18 protein-coding genes are annotated in these 20,182 nt (G+C 50.7%); 10 read left to right on the top strand and 8 right to left on the bottom strand.

The annotated features are described in order from the left end of the window. Positions 1–114: 114 nt before the first annotated feature. Positions 115–1,347 (bottom strand): MFS transporter, encoded by a 1,233-nt coding sequence (locus tag F3I15_RS04180; protein ID WP_150016676.1) that lies wholly within the window; start codon positions 1,345–1,347, stop codon positions 115–117. Between the two features lie 135 nt (positions 1,348–1,482). On the opposite strand from F3I15_RS04180, the gene F3I15_RS04185 reads away from it, so the two are divergent. After that, complete coding sequence (locus F3I15_RS04185) at positions 1,483–2,256, top strand: helix-turn-helix transcriptional regulator (protein ID WP_150016677.1); 774 nt, start codon at positions 1,483–1,485, stop codon at positions 2,254–2,256. 112 nt (positions 2,257–2,368) lie between these two features. Here the strand turns inward: F3I15_RS04185 and F3I15_RS04190 are convergent, their stop codons facing one another. Continuing rightward, positions 2,369–3,250 (bottom strand): permease, encoded by an 882-nt coding sequence (locus tag F3I15_RS04190; RefSeq protein WP_150016678.1) that lies wholly within the window; start codon positions 3,248–3,250, stop codon positions 2,369–2,371. Continuing rightward, positions 3,247–4,695 carry an FAD/NAD(P)-binding protein gene (locus tag F3I15_RS04195; RefSeq protein WP_150016679.1) on the bottom strand — a complete coding sequence of 483 codons (1,449 nt, stop codon included), beginning with the start codon at positions 4,693–4,695 and terminating at the stop codon, positions 3,247–3,249. Before F3I15_RS04195 ends, F3I15_RS04190 begins: the two co-directional genes overlap by 4 nt. 896 nt (positions 4,696–5,591) lie before the next feature. Here F3I15_RS04195 and F3I15_RS04200 point away from each other — a divergent pair. The 6 genes from F3I15_RS04200 to F3I15_RS04225 all read left to right on the top strand — a co-directional run bounded on the left by F3I15_RS04200 (position 5,592) and on the right by F3I15_RS04225 (position 12,559). Next, on the top strand, positions 5,592–6,578 hold the full coding sequence (locus tag F3I15_RS04200) for an autoinducer 2 ABC transporter substrate-binding protein (RefSeq protein ID WP_150016680.1): 987 nt from the start codon (positions 5,592–5,594) through the stop codon (positions 6,576–6,578). A gap of 248 nt (positions 6,579–6,826) precedes the next feature. Continuing rightward, positions 6,827–8,347, top strand: a complete 1,521-nt coding sequence (locus F3I15_RS04205) for a sugar ABC transporter ATP-binding protein (protein WP_150016681.1) — start codon at positions 6,827–6,829, stop codon at positions 8,345–8,347. Next, complete coding sequence (locus tag F3I15_RS04210) at positions 8,340–9,329, top strand: ABC transporter permease (protein WP_150016682.1); 990 nt, start codon at positions 8,340–8,342, stop codon at positions 9,327–9,329. Before F3I15_RS04205 ends, F3I15_RS04210 begins: the two co-directional genes overlap by 8 nt. Position 9,330: 1 nt before the next feature. Next, positions 9,331–10,284, top strand: coding sequence for an ABC transporter permease (locus F3I15_RS04215; protein WP_150016683.1), 954 nt, complete (start codon positions 9,331–9,333; stop codon positions 10,282–10,284). Positions 10,285–10,313: 29 nt separating this feature from the next. Then, positions 10,314–11,954: an FGGY-family carbohydrate kinase gene (locus tag F3I15_RS04220; RefSeq protein WP_150016684.1), complete on the top strand. Its 1,641-nt coding sequence runs from the start codon at positions 10,314–10,316 to the stop codon at positions 11,952–11,954. Then, complete coding sequence (locus F3I15_RS04225) at positions 11,951–12,559, top strand: SIS domain-containing protein (protein WP_094110833.1); 609 nt, start codon at positions 11,951–11,953, stop codon at positions 12,557–12,559. The genes F3I15_RS04220 and F3I15_RS04225 overlap by 4 nt, the downstream gene beginning before the upstream one ends. A gap of 317 nt (positions 12,560–12,876) precedes the next feature. On the opposite strand, the gene F3I15_RS18275 is transcribed toward F3I15_RS04225, so the two are convergent. Further along, positions 12,877–13,032 carry a hypothetical protein gene (locus tag F3I15_RS18275; protein WP_223810665.1) on the bottom strand — a complete coding sequence of 52 codons (156 nt, stop codon included), beginning with the start codon at positions 13,030–13,032 and terminating at the stop codon, positions 12,877–12,879. A 67-nt stretch (positions 13,033–13,099) separates the two neighbouring features. Further along, positions 13,100–13,678 carry a DUF4142 domain-containing protein gene (locus F3I15_RS04235; RefSeq protein ID WP_150016685.1) on the bottom strand — a complete coding sequence of 193 codons (579 nt, stop codon included), beginning with the start codon at positions 13,676–13,678 and terminating at the stop codon, positions 13,100–13,102. A gap of 628 nt (positions 13,679–14,306) precedes the next feature. Here F3I15_RS04235 and F3I15_RS04240 point away from each other — a divergent pair. Continuing rightward, complete coding sequence (locus F3I15_RS04240; RefSeq protein WP_150016686.1) at positions 14,307–14,822, top strand: GNAT family N-acetyltransferase; 516 nt, start codon at positions 14,307–14,309, stop codon at positions 14,820–14,822. Between the two features lie 66 nt (positions 14,823–14,888). On the opposite strand, the gene F3I15_RS04245 is transcribed toward F3I15_RS04240, so the two are convergent. Beyond that, positions 14,889–15,341: a GNAT family N-acetyltransferase gene (locus tag F3I15_RS04245; protein ID WP_150016687.1), complete on the bottom strand. Its 453-nt coding sequence runs from the start codon at positions 15,339–15,341 to the stop codon at positions 14,889–14,891. A gap of 408 nt (positions 15,342–15,749) precedes the next feature. Here F3I15_RS04245 and F3I15_RS04250 point away from each other — a divergent pair, with 408 nt between their 5' ends. Continuing rightward, complete coding sequence (locus F3I15_RS04250) at positions 15,750–16,172, top strand: GNAT family N-acetyltransferase (protein ID WP_223810694.1); 423 nt, start codon at positions 15,750–15,752, stop codon at positions 16,170–16,172. A 198-nt stretch (positions 16,173–16,370) separates the two neighbouring features. On the opposite strand, the gene F3I15_RS04255 is transcribed toward F3I15_RS04250, so the two are convergent. Beyond that, on the bottom strand, positions 16,371–17,498 hold the full coding sequence (locus F3I15_RS04255) for an FAD-dependent monooxygenase (RefSeq protein WP_223810666.1): 1,128 nt from the start codon (positions 17,496–17,498) through the stop codon (positions 16,371–16,373). Positions 17,499–17,598: 100 nt separating this feature from the next. Here F3I15_RS04255 and F3I15_RS04260 point away from each other — a divergent pair, with 100 nt between their 5' ends. Next, on the top strand, positions 17,599–18,507 hold the full coding sequence (locus F3I15_RS04260; protein WP_190314909.1) for a LysR family transcriptional regulator: 909 nt from the start codon (positions 17,599–17,601) through the stop codon (positions 18,505–18,507). A 283-nt stretch (positions 18,508–18,790) separates the two neighbouring features. Here F3I15_RS04260 and F3I15_RS04265 read toward each other — a convergent pair whose 3' ends face one another. Next, the gene (locus F3I15_RS04265) at positions 18,791–20,146 is read right to left on the bottom strand and encodes an alkyl/aryl-sulfatase (protein ID WP_150016688.1); all 1,356 of its coding nucleotides are present in this window, start codon (positions 20,144–20,146) and stop codon (positions 18,791–18,793) included. Positions 20,147–20,182: the final 36 nt, after the last annotated feature.

The following is a 20,182-nucleotide window of genomic DNA, read 5'->3' on the forward strand; positions in this document are numbered from 1 at the left end:
GGCGGGTTGATTCAGCGCTTCCTCTTTTGATATATCTTCGGGCTTTTCTGACAAACCCGAAGATACACCGTGCCGCAACCACGTTATGTGTTAAACGATATACCGGGATTATGTTTACCGGCGTTGTTTTGTATTTGGCATAAACAGCGTAGCGAAGCCCAGCAGCGGCAGGAAAGCACACAGGCCATAAACCCACTCAATGCCGTATATATCTGCCATCTTGCCAAGACCGGCGGCGGCGAGCCCGCTGACGCCAAACATGGTGCCAAACATGATCCCGGCGACCATCCCTGCACGACCCGGAACAATTTCCTGAGCGTAAACCACCAGCGCAGAGAAAGCTGAAGAGAGGATCAGGCCGATAAAGATGGTGAACACAATTGTCCAGACCAGGCCAACGTGTGGCAGTAACAGTGAAAACGGGATAACGCCTAAAAACGAGATCCAGACCACCGCCTTACGACCGATGCGATCGCCTATCGGTCCGCCGGCAAACGTCCCGACCGCCACCGCCGCAAGAAACGCAAACAGGCAGAACTGCGCGTGCTCCAGCGGCATGCTGAAGCGGTGGACGAGATAAAACGTAAAATAGTTGCTCAGCGAAGCGATATAGGTAAATTTCGCGAACATCAGAACGCTGACCACGGCCAGCGCCTGAAAGACTTTTGCCCGGGAAAATGTCTGCAGCGGGGCGCTGCCGTGGCGCTTCATGTGCGCCTGACCGTGGCGGGCGGACCACTGGCTAAGCCGGGTCAGAATAACAATCGCGACCAGCGCGCACAGCATTAACCAGGCGACAGAGAGCTGGCCATGAGGAATAATCAGCAGCGCGGCCAGCAGAGGGCCAAACGCCGATCCTGCGTTTCCGCCAACCTGAAAAGCGGACTGCGCGGTACCAAACCGTCCTCCCGACGCCATACGGGCGATGCGCGAGGCTTCCGGATGAAAGACGGACGATCCAACGCCAATCAGCGCAGCGGCAACTAAAATGACTATAAAATTGCCGGCAACCGCGAGCAGCCCGATCCCCAGCAAGGTGACGCCCATGCCCGCAGGCAGCAGAAAGGGTCTGGGGTGTTTATCCGTATAAAGTCCGACCCAGGGCTGGAGCAGGGACGCCGTTATCTGATAGACGAGAGATATCAGGCCAATCTGCGCGTAGGTAAGCGTAAAGTTCGCTTTAAGCATGGGGTAAATCGAAGGCAGTACGGCCTGAATCATATCGTTACAGCCGTGCGCAAGCGCGGTAGCGCCTACGATACTGACAAGGAACCCCTGAGCGGGGCTGGCTGTTTCCGCGGCAGGGATCGCCGGAGAGTGTTCAGATTCTGTAGAGTGTGAAGCCATAGTCATGTCTCTTTGCGGGTGAAGGTAAGTCAGTTTTAATTATCTGTTCTTTGCTACAGTTCGCCGTATTAGCGGCATTTAACCAGTCAGGATGCCGTCAGACGGATAATCATAAATGCAGGGCTTTAATCTGAAATGCCAAACAATATAGATAAAAAGCCAGGACACGATGAGACAATCGGGTGGTCTGCGCTTGCCAAACGCTACCAGCGGGGAGATATCGCTCAGCCGCATTACCACGCTGAGGGACAGCTGCTGTATGCAACTCAGGGAGTGATGCTGGTTGAGACGGGCGATAAACACTGGGTAATTCCCCCGCAGCGGGCGCTCTGGCTCCCGGCGCTTCAGGAACATAGCTACAGCCTGCTTTCACATACCGAACTCCGCACGCTCTATTTCAGTCGCAGCCTTATTAATGCATGCAGCCGCTTTACCAAAAGTGACGCCGTCCACGTCATCACAGCGACGCCTCTGGTGAAAGAGCTGATAGCCGGACTGTTCAGCACCGGCTATCAGGCAGGCAGCCAGCGGGCAATGGCGCTGTTGTTAATGGAAATACTCAGTGAAGCAGAGCATCAAATGACCGGGCTGCCCATGCCGCAGGACGAGCGCCTGTCCCGGGTCGCCACCGAGCTGCTGGTAAACCAGCGCTGGGCAACGTCAATGAGCGACATGGCGGATCTGGCGACGATGTCAGAGCGCACCTTCTCCCGGCTTTTTATCCGTGATACCGGGTTTAGCTTCAGAAACTGGAAGCAGCGGGCGCGGATCTGCGTCTCGCTGGATCTGCTCTCAGCGGGTACGCCTGTTAAGCAGGTCGCTTATCAGCTTGAATTCTCCTGCCCGGCTGCATTTACGGCAGCATTTCGTTCAGTGCTGGGCGTCACTCCGCACAGTTTTTTGACCTGAACTTTGCGCAAGTCGGGTGCCAGCGCTTAGCCAGTTAGATCGCGGGCAGGAAACAGAAACCGGCCACGATACAGGTCTCGGTAGACTGGCATCCTGTCCTGCCCCCCTATCGTTAATTCATTGCTGCACTCCAGGCGTTGAAACCCAGAATAGCCGCTGCGTAGAGACTTATCGCAATAATACTTACGCAAGTCCCGTATGTGATAGGTTTTGCCGAATCACCAGTTCCCAGGTAGTGCGTCTCCAGCACAATAATATTTGCTGCGGGTGGCAGCAGGCAAAACAGATATAACGTTGCCGGATTATCAGCTATGAGTCTGAAGTTAAGTAATATTGCGAGGATAAACAGTAACGATATCAGCACGGCCATTACGATCGACCTGAGCAGAAAAGGCCTGACCTCCTGCAAAACATCGCTGAATGAGAACCTGATTTTCGACAGCCAGAGCCCGAGCACGGCCATACCCAGGAAACTCATCATAAATTTCGCTACGCTATAGAGGTCTGCTCCCCAGCGGTTAATGTCGTGACTGAAAGGGATCAGCGCAGCTCCAATAAATAGCGCCAGCACCGGAGGAGTCTGAACCAGTTGCAGAAGGTCAAACCGGTTCCCTGATAGCATCCCGGCCCCCACTGAATTTCCTATGATCGAGCTGCCGACGTAAGCAGCAATGATTATGGTAGCAGCATCATTACCAAACAGTGCGCTGGCAACAGGCAGCCCCAGCCACCCGATATTGAGGTAGCTGAAACAGAGACTTCTCACCGCATCGCGCATAATTCGCTGGCAAGTAATGAGCATAAACAGCATAGATACTGCTGCTGCAATGATAATGGTACTCATGCTATCAAAACGGGTAGATATATTAAAAATGATTACAACGGGGATAGCGACACGCGTCAGAATCCACGACGCCGCCGTTTTGAAATCCAGTGCAGTTTGACCTACAAGCCAGCCGGCAAACAAATAAACCAGGGGAAAGAAAATAGTCACAATGCTTCCTTTGCGTCTGCTGAGCTGAATTCTATAGCCCACTGTTTAGCCCAGGTCTCCGCACAGCGTGCGTTGAACCAAAAGGCATTGGTTGAAAATAAACTTCCTTTATTGAGCGGCCCGATGTTAAACAGGCCAGAGACCTTACGGTTGTTAACCCTGCAATGAAAAGTCAGTGGGTCAATATTAATGCCGCCGCAGGGATGTTCTTCAATTAACGACTGGCTAAGCAGGTCATTCAACAATGGCTGTGTTGTTTGACCAATATCAACCCTGCCTCCTGTTGCATCCCAAAAATGACGGAATGAAAGCGTTTCTGACCGGGTTTGTAATACATAACGGCTGTCAGTGTATTCCGGAGGAGCAAGCGCCTGATGAAACCTCACCATCCCATGAGCAGAAGCCTCGATCAGTTCACCAAACACCTCCTGAGGTACCGGATGCCGCCAGGCGGCCCACACCGCACCGTACATTTTCGTAAATCGCAGCTTTTGTTCGGATGTGAATGCGTTCCAGAGCTTGTGCATATACGGCCGTGTTGAAACCAGAACATCCTGCCAGGGCAGATCACCATTCTCCGCACGCGTAAGCAGCATGCGGAAATACTCGGTCTGCCGCTCCTCACGTAACAGCTTCATAGCAAGCCGGAATTCCCCTTTATCTCTGAGAAGGTGAAACTCTTTTCGGAGGAGGCGGGAGAATACGTTCAGCATGTCTTCACTTTCCGCAGTAGCAGACATGATATTACGCCAGGTCAGGTGAACGGGTGTATAGCGAGCACTGCTTGTCAGGCAGGTCGGAACATAACCGCTGCGCGAAAAGAGATGGATTTTTACCTGACTTTTGCCGAACGCATAGCGAAACGCATCAACAGCCGTGAGACCGCTACCGGCGATGATTAGCGGCGCAGCAGAAGACTGATCAAACTGCGTATAATGCGAAATAAAACCAGGCTTTCCGATGAACGCCGGAAAGGCGCTTTCAGATAATGCCCCCACGCACATCACAACGTTACGAGCAAAGAGTGAGTTGCCGCTGTCATCGCACAGGGAGAACAATTCGCCCTGTTTCCTGATGCTCACCACGCTGTGGTGGAATTCATCAATTTTCAGTATCCCGGTCTGCTTAACGTTACGGTAAGTCTGGCGGAGAAAATCTGAGTATCTGAGGCGCGATGGCCAGCGTTCACGGGAGTTAAAAGTGGAATGTAACCAGTGGCCAAATAGTTCCGGTTCAGTTGCGGTCACTGACATCAACCCCGGCGGGGTATTGACCTTATGCATGGCATCAGCATCACCAAAGGCTTTTCCTTTTGCAAAACTGGCAGCGGGGTTGAAAACGGCAATACGCGGCTGAGCCGTTCTGATGCTATAAATTTCATCCTGTAACTGGCTGAGTAAACATGTTCCTGTTGCCCCCAGCCCTACAACTGCAACGTCATACATGACTAATACGTCCGGTTAATCATTTGAATTGCTTATATAACAACAATCCCAGACTTAGGTAAATAAATATCAATTAATGTAAATTTATATGGATAGATAACTTAAGGTGTTGATATAAATAATAATAAAATCAAAACAGAAAGTATCAACTGTATTAATCTGCTATTTCGGAGTTTCGCATTGCGCCTTCATAGATAAACTTTAGTTCTTTGATGAGCGCTTTTGCACGACTTTACATCCAGTGATTCAACGTCATTCAGTGAGCTTTCATGATCAACATCACGCAATCAGAAGCGCCGCTAAACTGAAAAAGCAGTTTGAAGTCTTCGCTCTGGATCCTCTCAGTTAACTGAACCTTTATCCCATGCTATACCATCACAGTATACCGGCCAGAGCTGAAGATCTGGCTCGCCGGGGAGCCGGTATCAATAAGAGAGTAGTAGAGAATAATGACCGCTTTTTAATGAAAGCAGACCTTACTTTCAGCTGGTTCATTTTTTATCACTTCCCGTTTGCTGCAAAGTGAACCAGGGGCTTACCCACTGCCTTCGTGACCTTATTCACATTTTGCTTAAATAAATACCTTAACTGCCACCAGACGGCTGATAAAAGCACACTGAATGACCTGAAAGGTTATTTATTTGTTACATATATGTTATAAAAAGGTTAATGCAAATTGGTTTTTAGCCTTTTCAGAAACATAACCTATATGGAAAGCCGGATAAATTAACAATTAAATAACAAAAAATAGAGTTAATTTTAACATAAATGGATTTCGATCACATTTCGATCAGGGACGAGCGAAAAACGATATCCCCTTAAGTTAATCTCGGAACGTGGATGTAAAAGCGGTCGCCTCTCCCCCTTTGTCAGAACCTTATAAGAAAGGTAACAAAATGAAATTCAACCTCGCATTGGTCAGTGCATGTGTCGTTTCAGCCTGCATGTTATTTACAACACCTTCATTCGCCGCCAAACCTTATGATATCGCCGTCGTTGCCAAAGTTACGGGTATTCCCTGGTTTACCCGTATGGAAGTCGGCGTAAAAGAAGCAGCGCAGAAACTTGATGTCAACGCATACCAGGTGGGTGCTTCTACCCCAGACCCGGCCCAACAGGTCAAGGTCATTGAAGATTTGATCGCTAAAAAAGTCGACGCCATCATTGTGGTACCCAATGACGCTAAAGTACTGGAACTGGTGCTGAAAAAAGCCCGCGATCAGGGCATCGTGGTATTAACGCACGAATCGCCGGATCAGCAAATTGGTCAGTGGGATGTCGAAACCATCGACAGCCAGAAATATGCTCAGGCCAATATGGATGAGCTGGCAAAAGATATGGGCGGTAAAGGGGGTTACGCCATTTATGTCGGCTCTCTGACCGTGCCATTGCATAATGCGTGGGCCGATGCCGCAATTAAATATCAGAAAGAGAAGTATCCAGACATGCATGAAGTAACGTCACGTCTGCCGGTGGCCGAAAATATCGATAAGTCATACTCCACCACGCTGGATATAATGAAAACCTACCCTGACCTGAAGGGAATTATCGGTTTCGGCTCGCTCGGCCCGATCGGTGCCGGTCAGGCTATTCAGCAAAAACGCGCCAAAAATAAAATTGCGGTTGTCGGTATCGCTATGCCAGGCCAGGCGGCTCCTTACCTGATGCGCGGCGATATTAAGAAAGTTCTGCTGTGGGATCCGAAAGATGCCGGGTATGCCCTGGTGACAGTTGCCGATCAGCTGCTTCAGGGTAAAGACGTTACCAAAGATCTGAGCATCGAAAAATTAGGCAAAGCTGATGTAGATATGGATAAAAAAGTGATCCGCTTTAATAAAATTCTTGAAGTCACACCAGAGAATGCGAAATCACTGGGCTTCTGACAGGCCGTTTTAATCATTTTATTTTCCGGAGAAACATTATCTCCCGCGCCACACCAGGTAAATAGAAACAGATATGGCGTTGTATGCTGTGCTGTATCTGAATTTCTACTCAGATATTTATAACCTATATCCTGAATATCCCGGATTGGGTGAACACTAATCCAGGCAATCACATTCGTCAGTAACCTGGCGGAGTAAGTGCAGCCAAAGCCCAGCCCGAATATAACCGGTATGCTTAAGGACCTGTGATGGATATGCTCAACACGCCCCCTGCCCCTGCTGAAGCCTTTATCAGTCTTGAGAAGATCAGTAAAAAATTCCCCGGCGTATTAGCCCTGGATAATGTTAGCCTGACGCTTAATAAAGGCGAAGTACATTGTCTGGCCGGTCAGAATGGCTGTGGTAAAAGCACCATAATTAAAGTCATTTCCGGCGTCTATCAGCCGGAAAAAGGCGCGACGATTACGCTGGACGGAAAACTATTTCATACCCTGACGCCGCAGCTCTCTTCCTGGTACGGTATTCAGGTTATTTATCAGGATCTGTCCCTCTTCCCAAATCTGTCGGTAGCCGAAAATATCGCCATTAACCGTTATCTTCCGGGCGGTGATTTTTGGGTACATCGTGAGTCGATGCGCAATAAGGCTGTAGCGGCGATGCAACGCGTCGGCGTTTCTCTGGATCCGGATCGTAAAGTAGAAAAACTTTCGATCGCCGACCGTCAGTTAGTCGCAATATGCCGTGCAATCGCCGCTGATGCCACGCTGGTGATCATGGATGAACCGACGGCCTCACTGACCCGAACCGAGGTTAATGGCCTGCTGCGGGTAGTGAGCGAGCTGAAAGCCGCCGGTATCTGTGTGGTTTTTGTCAGCCACCGTCTGGATGAAGTAATGGAAGTGGCTGACCGCATCAGCGTAATGCGCGACGGCAAACTGGTCGGCACCTGGCCGGCGAGCGAACTCGACAGCAACGAGCTGGCGTTCCTGATGACCGGTCAGCGCTTTACCTACAGCCACCTGCCGCACCGGGCCCCTGCCGAAGTAACGCCGCTACTGGAGATCAGCCATCTGAGCCGCAAGAGTCAGTATCATGATATCTCGCTGTCGCTGCGCCAGGGCGAGATCGCATCGATTGTTGGTTTGCTCGGTTCAGGGCGTACGGAACTCTGTCTGAGTCTGTTTGGCATGAGTCAACCAGACAGCGGCGAGATCCGCATCAACGGTAATGCGGTGAAATTCCACTCTAACCGCGACGCTATCCGGCACGGTATTGCCTATGTGTCAGAAGACCGCCTGACGCAGGGGCTGATAATGGAGCAATCCATTTACGATAACACGCTGGTATCCATTTTCGACAAGCTGCACACCCGCGCAGGATTGATGGATCATCACAAAGCCGCTCTGGTGGTGAAAGGGCTGATCCGCGATCTGAACATTAAAGTTTCGGACAGCAGTTTACCCGTGAAGACGCTTTCCGGCGGTAATGCACAGCGTATCGCCATCGCCAAATGGGTGGCGACGCAGCCACGTATCCTGATCCTCGATTCGCCGACGGTTGGTGTGGATATTGCCAACAAAGAGGGAATTTACCGCATCGCACGCGATCTGGCGGAGTCCGGCATGGCAGTGCTGATGATTTGCGATGAGATCCCGGAAGCGTATTACAACAGCCATCGTGTGCTGGTAATGCGCAAAGGTGAACTGGTAGCGGAATTTGCGCCGCATCAGAGCAGCGAAGCGCAGATTGCGGAGGTGATTAATGGGTAATAAATCGCTCTCAAAACTGTTTTCACAGCACGAATTCTGGCTGGGATTACTGGTTCTGCTGTTGGTGATTGGTCTGAGCGTCCGCACCAGCGAATTTATGACGCTGGGTAACCTGACGGACGTCGCCACCAGCTACGCCATTCTCGGCATTCTGGCCTGCGGTCTGTTTGTGGTGCTGATCGCCGGAGGTATCGACATCTCCTTCCCGGCCGTAACCTCCATCGGCCAATACGTTATGGCGAGTTACATCATCCATCACGGTGGCAGCTTCCCACTGGCATTTGCTCTGTCGATGGGTACCGGTTTGCTACTTGGGCTGGTCAACGGTTTTCTGATTTACTGGCTGCGCGTGCCGGCCATCATCATCACCATCGCCACGCTGAACCTGTTCTACGGTTTGCTGGTGTATCTCACTAACGGCACTTGGCTGTACGGTTTCCCCGACTGGTTTATGAACGGCATTAACTGGTTTTCCTTTACCGCCGCCGACGGTTACGACTATGGCCTCACCCTGCCGCTTCTCAGCCTGCTGGGGGTGATCATCGCCACCGGGGTACTGATGAACCGGACCCGCGTGGGTCGCCAGATTTACGCAATGGGCAGCAATCGTGATGCCGCTTCGCGGCTTGGTCTGAATATTTTACGGCTGCATTTCTACGTCTACGGTTTTATGGGTTTGCTGGCGGGAATTGCTGCCGTGGTGCAGGCGCAAATCACTCAGTCAGTTGCGCCTAACTCCCTGCTCGGCTATGAGCTGACGGTCCTTGCCGCTGTAGTTTTAGGCGGTACCAGCATGACCGGCGGGCGGGGTTCGCTGACCGGCACCATACTGGGCGTGATGCTGCTGGCCTTCCTGCAGAATGGTTTGACCTTACTCAGCATTTCAGCTTACTGGCATCAGGTATTCAGCGGCGTAATCATTCTGGTCAGCATCAGCAGCACCGCGTGGAATGAAAAACACAAACTGGCAAAGGGAATCTGACATGACAACCATAAACCGACTCTTCCCCGGCGACCGCATCATCCGTTTGCAGTTACTGATTATCGTCGCCGTTGCCGTACTGTTTTCGTTCACGCTGGGCGGCAGCTTCTACAGCGTCGGCAATTTCCAGTCAATCGCTTCACAGTTACCGATTCTGGGCATGCTGGCGCTGGGGATGGGCATTACCATGCTTACCGGCGGTATCAACCTTTCGATTATTGCCGGTGCCAATGCCTGTTCGCTGGTGATGGCGGCCATTCTGGTGGCCCACCCTGACCAGCCGCACTATTTCGCACTGGCGATGCTCGCCGGACTGGCCGTAGCGGTGGTCATTGGCGTGCTCAATGGTGTACTGATCGCATATATCGGCGTTTCGCCGATTCTGGCGACGCTCGGTACTATGACACTTATCGCCGGGCTGAATATTCTGCTGACCAACGGCACAGTGCTTTCCGGTTTTCCGGCGGCCATTCAGTATCTCAGTAACGGTAGCCTGATGGGCATTCCGGTTGCGCTGCTGTTATTTCTGCTGGTAGCGCTGCTGCTGTGGGTCCTGCTGGAACATACCACGCTGGGTCGCAGCCTGTATCTGATGGGCTCCAATGAACAGGCTACGCGCTTTAGCGGTGTTAATACGCACAAAGTCACCATTGCAGTGTACGTGCTTTCGGCGCTGCTCGGATGGGGTGCAGCACTGCTGATGATGTCCAAATTTAACTCGGCAAAAGCGGGTTACGGCGATGCCTATTTACTGGTGACCATTCTGGCCTCTGTGCTCGGCGGAATTAATCCTGACGGCGGTTTTGGCCGGGTCCTCGGACTGGTGCTGGCGCTAATCGTTCTGCAAATGCTGGAGAGCGGCCTGAATCTGATGGGCGTCAGCAGTTACCTGACCATGGCGCTGTGGGGATGCGTTCTGATCCTGTTTATCGCTCTGCAAAACAGAAAATCATAAGCGAAAGCTTTCTAAAAAAAGGAAAGAACATGGCGAGTTATTTTATCGGCGTAGACGTAGGAACCGGCAGCGCCCGCGCAGGGGTTTTCGATATGAGTGGCCGTATGCTCGGTCAGGCCAGCCGTGGAATTACATTGTACCGCCCGAAAGCCGATTTTGTTGAGCAATCTTCCGACGAGATCTGGCAGGCCGTTTGTAACGCGGTAAGAGACGTAGTCAGTCAGGCGGATATTAACCCGATTCAGGTGAAAGGCATCGGTTTTGACGCGACCTGTTCGCTGGTGGTGCTGGATAAAGAGGGCAATCCCCTGACTGTCAGCCCATCAGGACGCAGTGAGCAAAATATTATTGTATGGATGGATCATCGCGCCATCACTCAGGCAGAACGCATCAATGCCACCGGCCATCGCGTACTGGAGTTTGTTGGCGGGATTATCTCGCCGGAGATGCAGACACCCAAACTGCTCTGGCTAAAACAGCACATGCCGACCACCTGGAGCAACGTCGGACATCTGTTCGACCTGCCTGATTTTCTTACCTGGCGCGCCACGCAGGACCCCACGCGCTCGTTATGTTCCACCGTCTGCAAATGGACATATATCGGTCACGAAGACCGCTGGGATCCCGGCTATTTTCGTCAGATCGGTCTGGACGATTTGCTGGAAAACAACGCATCAAAAATCGGCAGCGAAGTGAAAGCTATGGGTGAGCCGCTGGGGCATGGGCTGACACAGCGCGCTGCCGCAGAGATGGGACTGATAGCGGGTACCGCAGTCAGCGTCTCGATTATTGATGCTCACGCAGGCAGTCTTGGCATTCTTGGCGCCAGTGGTGTATCTGGCGAATCAGCGGATTTTGACAACCGCATCGCACTCATTGGCGGCACATCTACGGCGCATATGGCGATGTCGCGTAGCGCGCGCTATATCGGCGGCATCTGGGGGCCCTATTATTCGGCAATTCTGCCGGATTACTGGTTGAATGAAGGCGGACAATCCACTACCGGCGCGTTGATTGATCATGTGATTCAGTCGCACCCCTGCTATCAGGATCTGCTTAAACAGGGTAAAGACAGCGGTAAAAACATCTATGAGGTTCTCAACGGCATTCTGCGCAGCATGGCGGGCGAATCAGAGAATATTGCGTTTCTGACTAAAGACATTCATATGCTGCCCTATTTTCACGGCAATCGCTCACCGCGCGCCAACCCGACGCTGACTGGCACGCTGACGGGCCTGAAATTATCACGTACGCCGGAAGACATGGCGCTGCATTACCTCGCCACCATTCAGGCGCTGGCGCTCGGCACTCGCCACATTATTGAAACCATGAACCAGAATGGTTACTGCATTGATACTATGATGGCGTGTGGTGGCGGCATCAAAAACCCAATCTTTGTGCAGGAGCATTCCAATGCGACGGGCTGCGCGATGCTGTTGCCGGAAGAGAGTGAAGCGATGCTGCTTGGCAGCGCCATGATGGGCACCGTCGCGGCAGGCGCTTATGAATCGTTGCCAGAAGCGATGGCTGCCATGAGCCGAATTGGTAAGACCATCACGCCACAGACAAACAAAATCAAAGAGTATTACGATCGTAAGTATCGCGTCTTCCATGAGATGTATCATGACAGTATGAAATACCGGCATCTGATGCAGGGGGAAACGCAATGAATGCGGATGAAGAATTTGCCCTGGCGTGTCAGGGCTGGCAGACCTACAGTCAGGAGTTACTGGCGCTGCAGCGTCATCTCAATGCCGCGACCTGGCAGCAGCTGCTGATGCTGATCACCGGCTGCAAGGGAAAAATTGCCGTTACAGGCGTTGGCACCTCGGGCATCGCTGCCCGAAAAATCGCACACATGCTGGCATGCGTCGAGCAGCCGGCAGTGTATCTCAGCGCTACCGATGCGGCCCATGGCGACCTGGGCTTCATGCGCAGCAACGACCTGATGATCCTGATATCGCGAGGCGGCAACTCTGAAGAACTGACGCGCCTGCTGCCGACGCTTAAAACCAAAGGCGTGACGATTATTAGCGTGACGGAGAACCCGGACTCAGCCATTGCCCGCGCCGCCACGCTGGTGGTTAAAACACATATCCAGCGTGAAATTGACCCGCTTAATATGTTAGCCACTACCTCTATTGTGCTGGTGCTGGCGGTGTTTGATGCGCTGTGCGGCAACATTATGCTGCGTAACGGCTTCGATCAGAAGCGGCTGCTGAACGTTCATCCAGGTGGCAATGTTGGTAAAACGCTGCGCGAACAGGATGTGTGAACAGGAGGTTAATTGTTTTGTCTCATCTGGTCCGTCAGCCATACCCGCCAGCAGATATGCCGCGTGCGAGCGGTTATACCAACTATAAAACCGGGTAATAGCCCGGTTTGTCCCTTTTTCAGCAATCTCGCTTATAGGGTGTTACCGGCTGCGCTTTTTATCCGGAATAAACGGCCCAGCAGCGGCAGGAAAGCACACAGGCCATAAACCCACTCAATGCCGTATATATCTGCCATCTTGCCAGGACCGGCGGCGGCGAGCCCGCTGACGCCAGACATGAGCCCGGCGACCATCCCTGCACGACCCGGGACAATTTCCTAAGCGTAAACCACCAGCGCAGAGAAAACCGACGAGAGAATCAGGCCAATAAAGATGGTGAACACAATAGCCTGCAGATGAGTGTCAGCATGGGACTGCAGCCAGGCGGATATCAGGCGGCGACTTAACGAATAAGCGCCGCGCCTGCTTTTCATGACTGACACTCATCTACGCTTTTTTCCGCAACGCCATCAACGCAGGCTGCTGAAGCGCGCAACCTGTTTACTTACCGGCTTGTGACATCTGTTCGGCAGACTTCAGATGCTCTTCGACAACCGGCGTATGTGCGTCAGCCAATGCTTTAACATCGGGATCCTTAATCATTTTGGCGTCACTCTGCAGGGTCGACAGCACCATCTTGTGATCCTTCGTGCCCGCGTTAGTCATATACATCTTGTCAAATTCGGCACCGCTCTGTTTTTCCAGCTGAGCGGCCATCGTTTTGTGTTTTGCATCCGGCTCAGTCGGCAGCGTTACGCCTTTTTGCCCGGCGACCGTCTGAACTTTGGTCAGCGCAGCGCTGTGATCGTCTACCATTTTTTGCGCATACGCTTTCACTTCGCTGCTTTCCGCTTTCGTCAGCGCCATTTTGCCGGCAGCGACTTCATTGATATTGGCCTGCGCCATATCCTTCAGCGCTTTTTCATCGCTGGCGCTCAGTTTGCCGCCCGCTGCGCTCTGCCCTGCAGCACCATCCTGCACGGTGCTGGCTGGCGTCTGAGCATATACGCCAGCTGTGCTAAACATGGCGACAACTGCTGACAGAACCAGTACTCTTTTCAACGTTTTATTCTTATGCATATTATTCTCCAGAATATCGATGAGGTGGCTGACCTCTGGCTATTAACCGCAGGCAGCCTTACAGGGAAATCGGAAGTGCATTAGCCAGTATAGTCAGTGATAAAGAAAAGAGAGTTTTACCGCGCTAAATTCCGCAAGATCTATTGAGGAGAGGTCACAGCAAGCTCATTTAAAGCGAACCGTAAAAAACCAGCTCGCATTAAAAAATAAAATGATGATTTTTGAGATTGATCATAAAAACAGGCAGATTTAATATTAATGATGATCTCACTATTAATAATACCCGGCCTTTTCAGCCAGCACGCTTACTCATTCAGCAGGCTCAGGCAGCTGATAAGTCTATCATTACCGTTTTCACTCCATATCAATTTACTATCCAGCCCACTTGTGCAGGATAACGCCCTCTTCTCACCTGATTTTTTAACAGAAACTGAGACTATCTTTAAAATTTGATTTAATATATTTACAGCCGAAAATGGTCAGGTGTTTGGCTCTGGCCCCATGTTAATAAAACATATCCAGGACTTAATGCCCGCTTTTTCAGCATCGGACGTTGTTTACTGCATGCCAGATTATCTGGTGAAAAGCGAAACTTCAGGTTCACATCGTCACGTAAAAGGAGTGTTAAATGGAAATTGAGACTGCACGCCTCAGGCTGGAACCCTTTAATGACTCTCACTATGAGGGGCTCAGGGCGATGGATAATGATGCCAGCGTGATGCGTTATATCAACAAAGGGATAGTTAAAACACCGGAAGAGACCATGGAGAGTATCAGGCGTGTACAGGCGCGCTGGGATAAATATGGGTTTTCATGGTGGGCTATCAGGCAAAAGTGTTCCGGCGTTTTCGTTGGCGCAGCCTGTCTTCAGCACCTGGCAAACGTTGAAAATGCCCCCCTGGAGATTGGCTGGCGGCTTATTCCTGAACATAACGGTAAAGGCTATGCAACGGAAGCGGCTAAAGCGATCATCGATTTCGCGGTTAAACAGGTGGGTGCAACGTATTTAGTGGCTGTCGCCGATCCTGACAATATTCCCTCTCACAGAGTGATGCAGCGGTCTGGCATGACCTATAAAGCAGAAGAGCAGCATTACAATGAGATCTGCGTTGTTTATGAACTTCACGTGAGTAACCCTGGTTAGTTGTAATGAAGCGATGATACAAGATCCGCTTTGCGCCATGAGCGGACGCTCGTTCGATGAATGTAATCAGTACAACATCTTTGAGAAACAGACAGCTTCTTCTCTTCCTATGTATGGGCCATAATTATCAACACGAACATATCCTTTTCTCTCATAAAAGCTGACGGCCCGGTAGTTGATATGTCGGGTTTCCAGTTTCAGTTCTCGATATCCCATTTGTTTTGCAGACGCTTCGAGGAAAGTAAGTAATGCACTACCCACGCCAGGCTCACTTCGGTCTGAAAACATTCTTTTAAGCTCAACTATGTTTTGCGTTAATGGGCGGATTGCACCGCATCCAATCGCATCGCCATATGCATTTTTTGCCAATACCCACAATGCTTTGTCATTATTCATAGCTTCAACGGTGAAGTTGGTTTTGCCACTATCGCCAGTAATAGCTGCAAGCTCTGCAGACAGCAACTCGATTAACCGATAAGATTCTGAAGAAAATGGATCTGCTTTCTCTACTGATATCATGGCCATATCCTGCAAAGGGAGTTGAACCAGATTATAATACCCTGCTTGAAAAACCATCTTCCTGAGACAAGTGATGGAACAACAGTGATCGGTGGCTTCAATGGGGCAATGTCCATTTCGTTCTAAGCGGACATATCTGAACTGATTAATTGAACATACTAATACACGAACCTGAAACTTCACTAAGACATGCCTGAAAGGATGCTTCTTGTATGATGACGCAGCCAACTTAGTGATCAGGTCAAATTGTTAATGATTTCAATGATAGAAACCCCTGCTTCAGCTACGGCATTCAGATGTTTAAAAGGAGTTGCTATGAAGATAAGAATAGAGCTGTGCCCGCCGGACAAATGGGATTCCATGGTGGAAATTTTTACCGAGATGGAAGAGCACTATTAGGGTAAGGGTATCATTCAGGAATCACTGTTGAAGGATTACCTCCGCAATCGACTGTTCAGCCAGTTCTCCGGTACCCTGGTAATCAGGGCTCGCTACGACGCCCATATCGTTGGGATGGCGTGTTGCAGTATTCTCTACCCTTCTCCCCTGTATAGTGGCCAGCTGCATATCAAAGAGCTTTATGTCTCCCAGAAAGAGAGAGGTAAAGGCACCGGAAAATCCATAATGCGTTATATGGCGAAACTTGCTGTCAGACATGATTATCGTAGCCTCAGCTGGAATGCCGAAAAATCAAATGCCGGAGCAAACCGTTTTTATCAGTCTGTATGTGGCAGAATAAATGACAATATCGTGAATTATTCTCTTCGTGGTGACCCCCTGAGTAAACTGGCTTTCGACAGTCCGGCAGGGTGTGACGACTTCATCAGTTAAGCTCTTGCATTGATTGACTCGCCGAAAAGGAAGAAAGAAGCTGAAGAATGTTACTGACATGTCCGCTTTGTGCCAAAAGCGGACATTGGCAAGTCCGCACTGCATTATTTCGGGCGCACGGGTCAGTGCTTATCAAAAACATCGCACTGGTCAGTATCCGTCAGACATACAGGCATACCGAGTGCTTTTGACCCGGTTTCAAGAATCTAAAGGTGTTAAACCTTGCATCCAAAACCGACTGAGTTCAGTAGCAGAAATAGTGGATGCAGGCAGCAGTGGTTCAGGTTGTTCAGAAAAAATTTTCCTGGCGAATTGTCTTCCAACCAACTGTGCTGCAGATGTCTTGATATGTCTTAGTTGGTAAAAGCTTTGCAGAGCAATCTCCAGATTGTCGGTCTCCTTCAGTAAGCGAGTAAGATGCCACGCATCTTCCAGCGCCTGACATGCTCCCTGCCCGGATGTCGGCAAAGAAGCATGAGCCGCGTCTCCAATCATTAAGACATTGTCTTGATGCCAAAAAGGAAGAGGATCAATGTCATGCACGAAAATGCAATTAACTGATGCACGGTCATATGACAGCAGTACATTCTGCACAGGATCAGGCCAGTCCCGAAAACGCCGATGCAACTCATCGCACCAATGCGCCCGAAGATGTTCATTGTCAACGGGAGCCTTCCATGCTCCTGCCCAATAGCACCATCCATCATTCACCGGGACGATTCCAAAACGCTCACCTTGACCGCGATAGTCATCAATAGCATTGTTCAGCGTGCCCTCTCGTTGTCTTCCCACACCGATTACGTTCACAAAGCCATGATAATGAGGAGTGATTTTCTCCGCACACAATGCCTGGCGGACGACTGAATTCATGCGCCCGTCAGCTCCTACTACCAGATCAAACTCCTGGCTCAACTTCATTACGTCCGCTGCAGTGATTGAACAATTGAACGTGATTTCTTTTCCCAGACTTTCTAACGCACCGGCCAGTAAGCCCATCAGCTCACGCCGTAAAACTGTCACACTGGGAAAACCGCAAAGCGAGTTCACGGCTGAAATATCGAACTCAGTCTGGGGGAGGCCATGCCGATCAAACTGGCGCATCATGCATGGTGTACCACCTACTTGCATGACCTTTTTGTCCAGCCCCATCTTCTGCATGACGAACATGGCATTGGGCCACAACGTCACACCAGCTCCCATAGAAGACACGTTGCTGACACGCTCAAACAGGCTGACGTGATGGCCCTGCCTGGTTGCGAGGATAGCCAGTGCCATTCCAGCAACCCCGGCACCTACGATGGCAATTTTCTTAGTATTGGTCATCATTTCCTTCCTCTTACGAAATTTTAAGGAAATTGTAATGACCACCTAATTAGTGATAAATATGGAGTTATAGTTTTGTTAATCTCATTTTTTGGGATAATAAATGATAGAAAAAGTTGAAATACAGTGGCTGATCTGTTTTCAGGCTGTTTATGAAAAGTTGAGCTTTAAGCTCGCGGCAGAACAGCTTCAGCTGCCATCATCCAATGTCAGTCGACATGTCACTTTACTCGAACAACAACTTCATGTGCGGCTGCTGGAGCGTACAACGCGTAAGATAATTCCAACCGCAGCCGGTAAACTGCTTTATCAATCCATTACGCCGCTCACGCACGCTTTGGATCATGCGCTGGAAGAAGTATCGCTGGTTGGTGATTCGCTATCAGGCCACCTGAAGATCATTACGCCAGACCTTCCCTTCATGGCAGACATTCTCGCTGACTTCTGCATTCGGCATCCAAAGATACAGCTCAGTTGTGACACACAATTAGATCCAACAGAGGGGCTATTGGATGGATTTGATCTGGTATTACGCTTTGGACGTGGGCCACTGGAAGATTCTTGCTGGGTTGCCAGAGAAATTCTGCGCTGGCCGAGCTGTGTGGTTGCCGCCCCAGAACTTCTGGAACGTCACCCATCACCACATTCGGTTAATGAACTAGCCAAACTCCCCTGCATTACCAGTAGGTCGGTACTCCAGGGAATGCCCTGGCGATTTAAACAGAACCAGAGTGTCCAGGTTCAGTCCAGCTACAAGGTAAACAGTGGGCAGATGGCCAAGATTGCGGCATTGAAAGGACTTGGTTTCGCTATATTGCCTCTTCATGCCTGTGAGTCAGAAATTAACAACGGCTCCCTTGTTAAAATTAACTGTGATAGCGAACCAGAAGATCTGGTGCTCTACGCGCTCTACTCCGGCAGAAAATATTTACAAGTCAAAGTGAAGGCGTTTCTGGAATACCTGCAATCGGCTATCGCCTGTTTAGCTGTAAACAGTAAGGAAGAAGCATGATTGGCTAAGCAATGCAATATCCAGGGCCAGGTGATAAGAAATGCCGGCAAAACGTATTAATTCCGAAGTTTTTTTCGTATAGCTGCATAAAAACATCTCGATTTAAATGTGCCATCAGAACGTCCGCTTCTCGCTCACAGCGGACATCCAGCTCAGTCAGCCTGTCCGCTTTGTGCCAAAAGAGGACATAGTGTTCATCGGAAACAGACATGACTTGCCGGAACAATAAAAAACCGGATACGGCTGTCAGCTGTTATCCGGGTGGTTTGCTTAATATGGCGTTTTAAGGATTTTTCTTCAGGTACTGCGCCGTGGTGAGGTAATAATTACGTGCCGTTGCGTTGGCCTGCCTTTTTCCAAGCGCCGTCAGCGCCTCAGCTTTCAGCTTTCTGGCCTCAGTATTGCGCGGCTCTACAGCCAGAACGTAATCAGCCTGCTCGGCTGCCCACTGATAGTCCCCGGCGGTCAGCGATTTTTGCGCGCTGGTGAGCATGTTGTCCTTTCCTCCTGTCATTGCCAGCAGACGGGTCGCACGGTCTTTTTCAGTGAGCGGATACATATGCGTGGCATTACCGTCAAACCAGCCCGCCTGCTGTGCATAAATGCCGCGTACGGTAAAGGCCACGCTGCCATAATACTCCTGCAGATAAGGGTTTCGGGCGAGTTTATCGGGCAGCCTTACTGTCTGAACAAGTTCATCGGGAGTCATGCCCTTGGCAATACCGGACATAGTCTGGTCCCATACGCTCTTAATCCCATCCCGGTACGCTGTCAGCCCCTCTTTAACGGTTTTGGCACCGGTCACCGGCTGCATATGACCCGGAATGACATAATCCGCATTCAGCGCGAGCATTTTGTTGAGACTTTCAATCCACTTCTCTACCGGACGGGTAGGAAGACCGCGAAGAGGGGCTATATTGGGGAAGGTTTTGAGAAAGTCATCTCCGGCCAGCAGAACCTTCTTTTCAGGCAGCCAGACGGCAATGTTTTCATCAGACTCACCCGGAGTATGAATAAGCTCCATTTCCACACCTGCAATCGTCAGACTTTTCCTCTCTCCTTCAAAGGTCTGCGTGGGCGGCAGAAAACCTTCCCGCGTATGAGGAGTTGTCCGGCCATATTCCAGCTGCGTACCGGCGTTGATAAACTGCTCATCAGGCAGCGCAGTGCCAAACGCATCGCCTCCATCCCGTTTTCCCCGGCCCGTATCCGGCTTAGCGGTGACCAGCAGGCTGTGACTGATAATTTCCGGCGTGTCATTACCGGCAAATACAGATGCCCCGCCGGAGTGATCCGGATGATTATGCGTATAAATAATGGCGCGGACTGGACGGATAAGGTGATTGCCGAAAGCTTTCATAATGGCCCTGGCGTCCGCAGGATTAGCGGAAGTATCAACTATCACTGAGCCATCTTTTGCCTGTATCAGGGTGACATTTGAAGCAGAGTAACCCACGGCCACATACACACCCTGGGTTACTTCCACGACCCGTCTGCGAAAATCAGCGTTGTGTTCGCGAAGCACCTTTTCACCTGCGGTTTCTGCGTGCGCAAGTACGCCAGCCGGTGCCGTAACTGCTATCAGGGCTGAAACCATAAAGGCCGATTTTTTCAGAGCGCCCTTAAAATAGTGTCTCATTACTACCTCCGTAAGCCTGCAATCGGGTTCCCTTCT

The organism is Pantoea sp. M_9, from assembly GCF_008631385.1.
GTDB classification, from domain to species: Bacteria; Pseudomonadota; Gammaproteobacteria; order Enterobacterales; family Enterobacteriaceae; genus Pantoea; species Pantoea eucrina.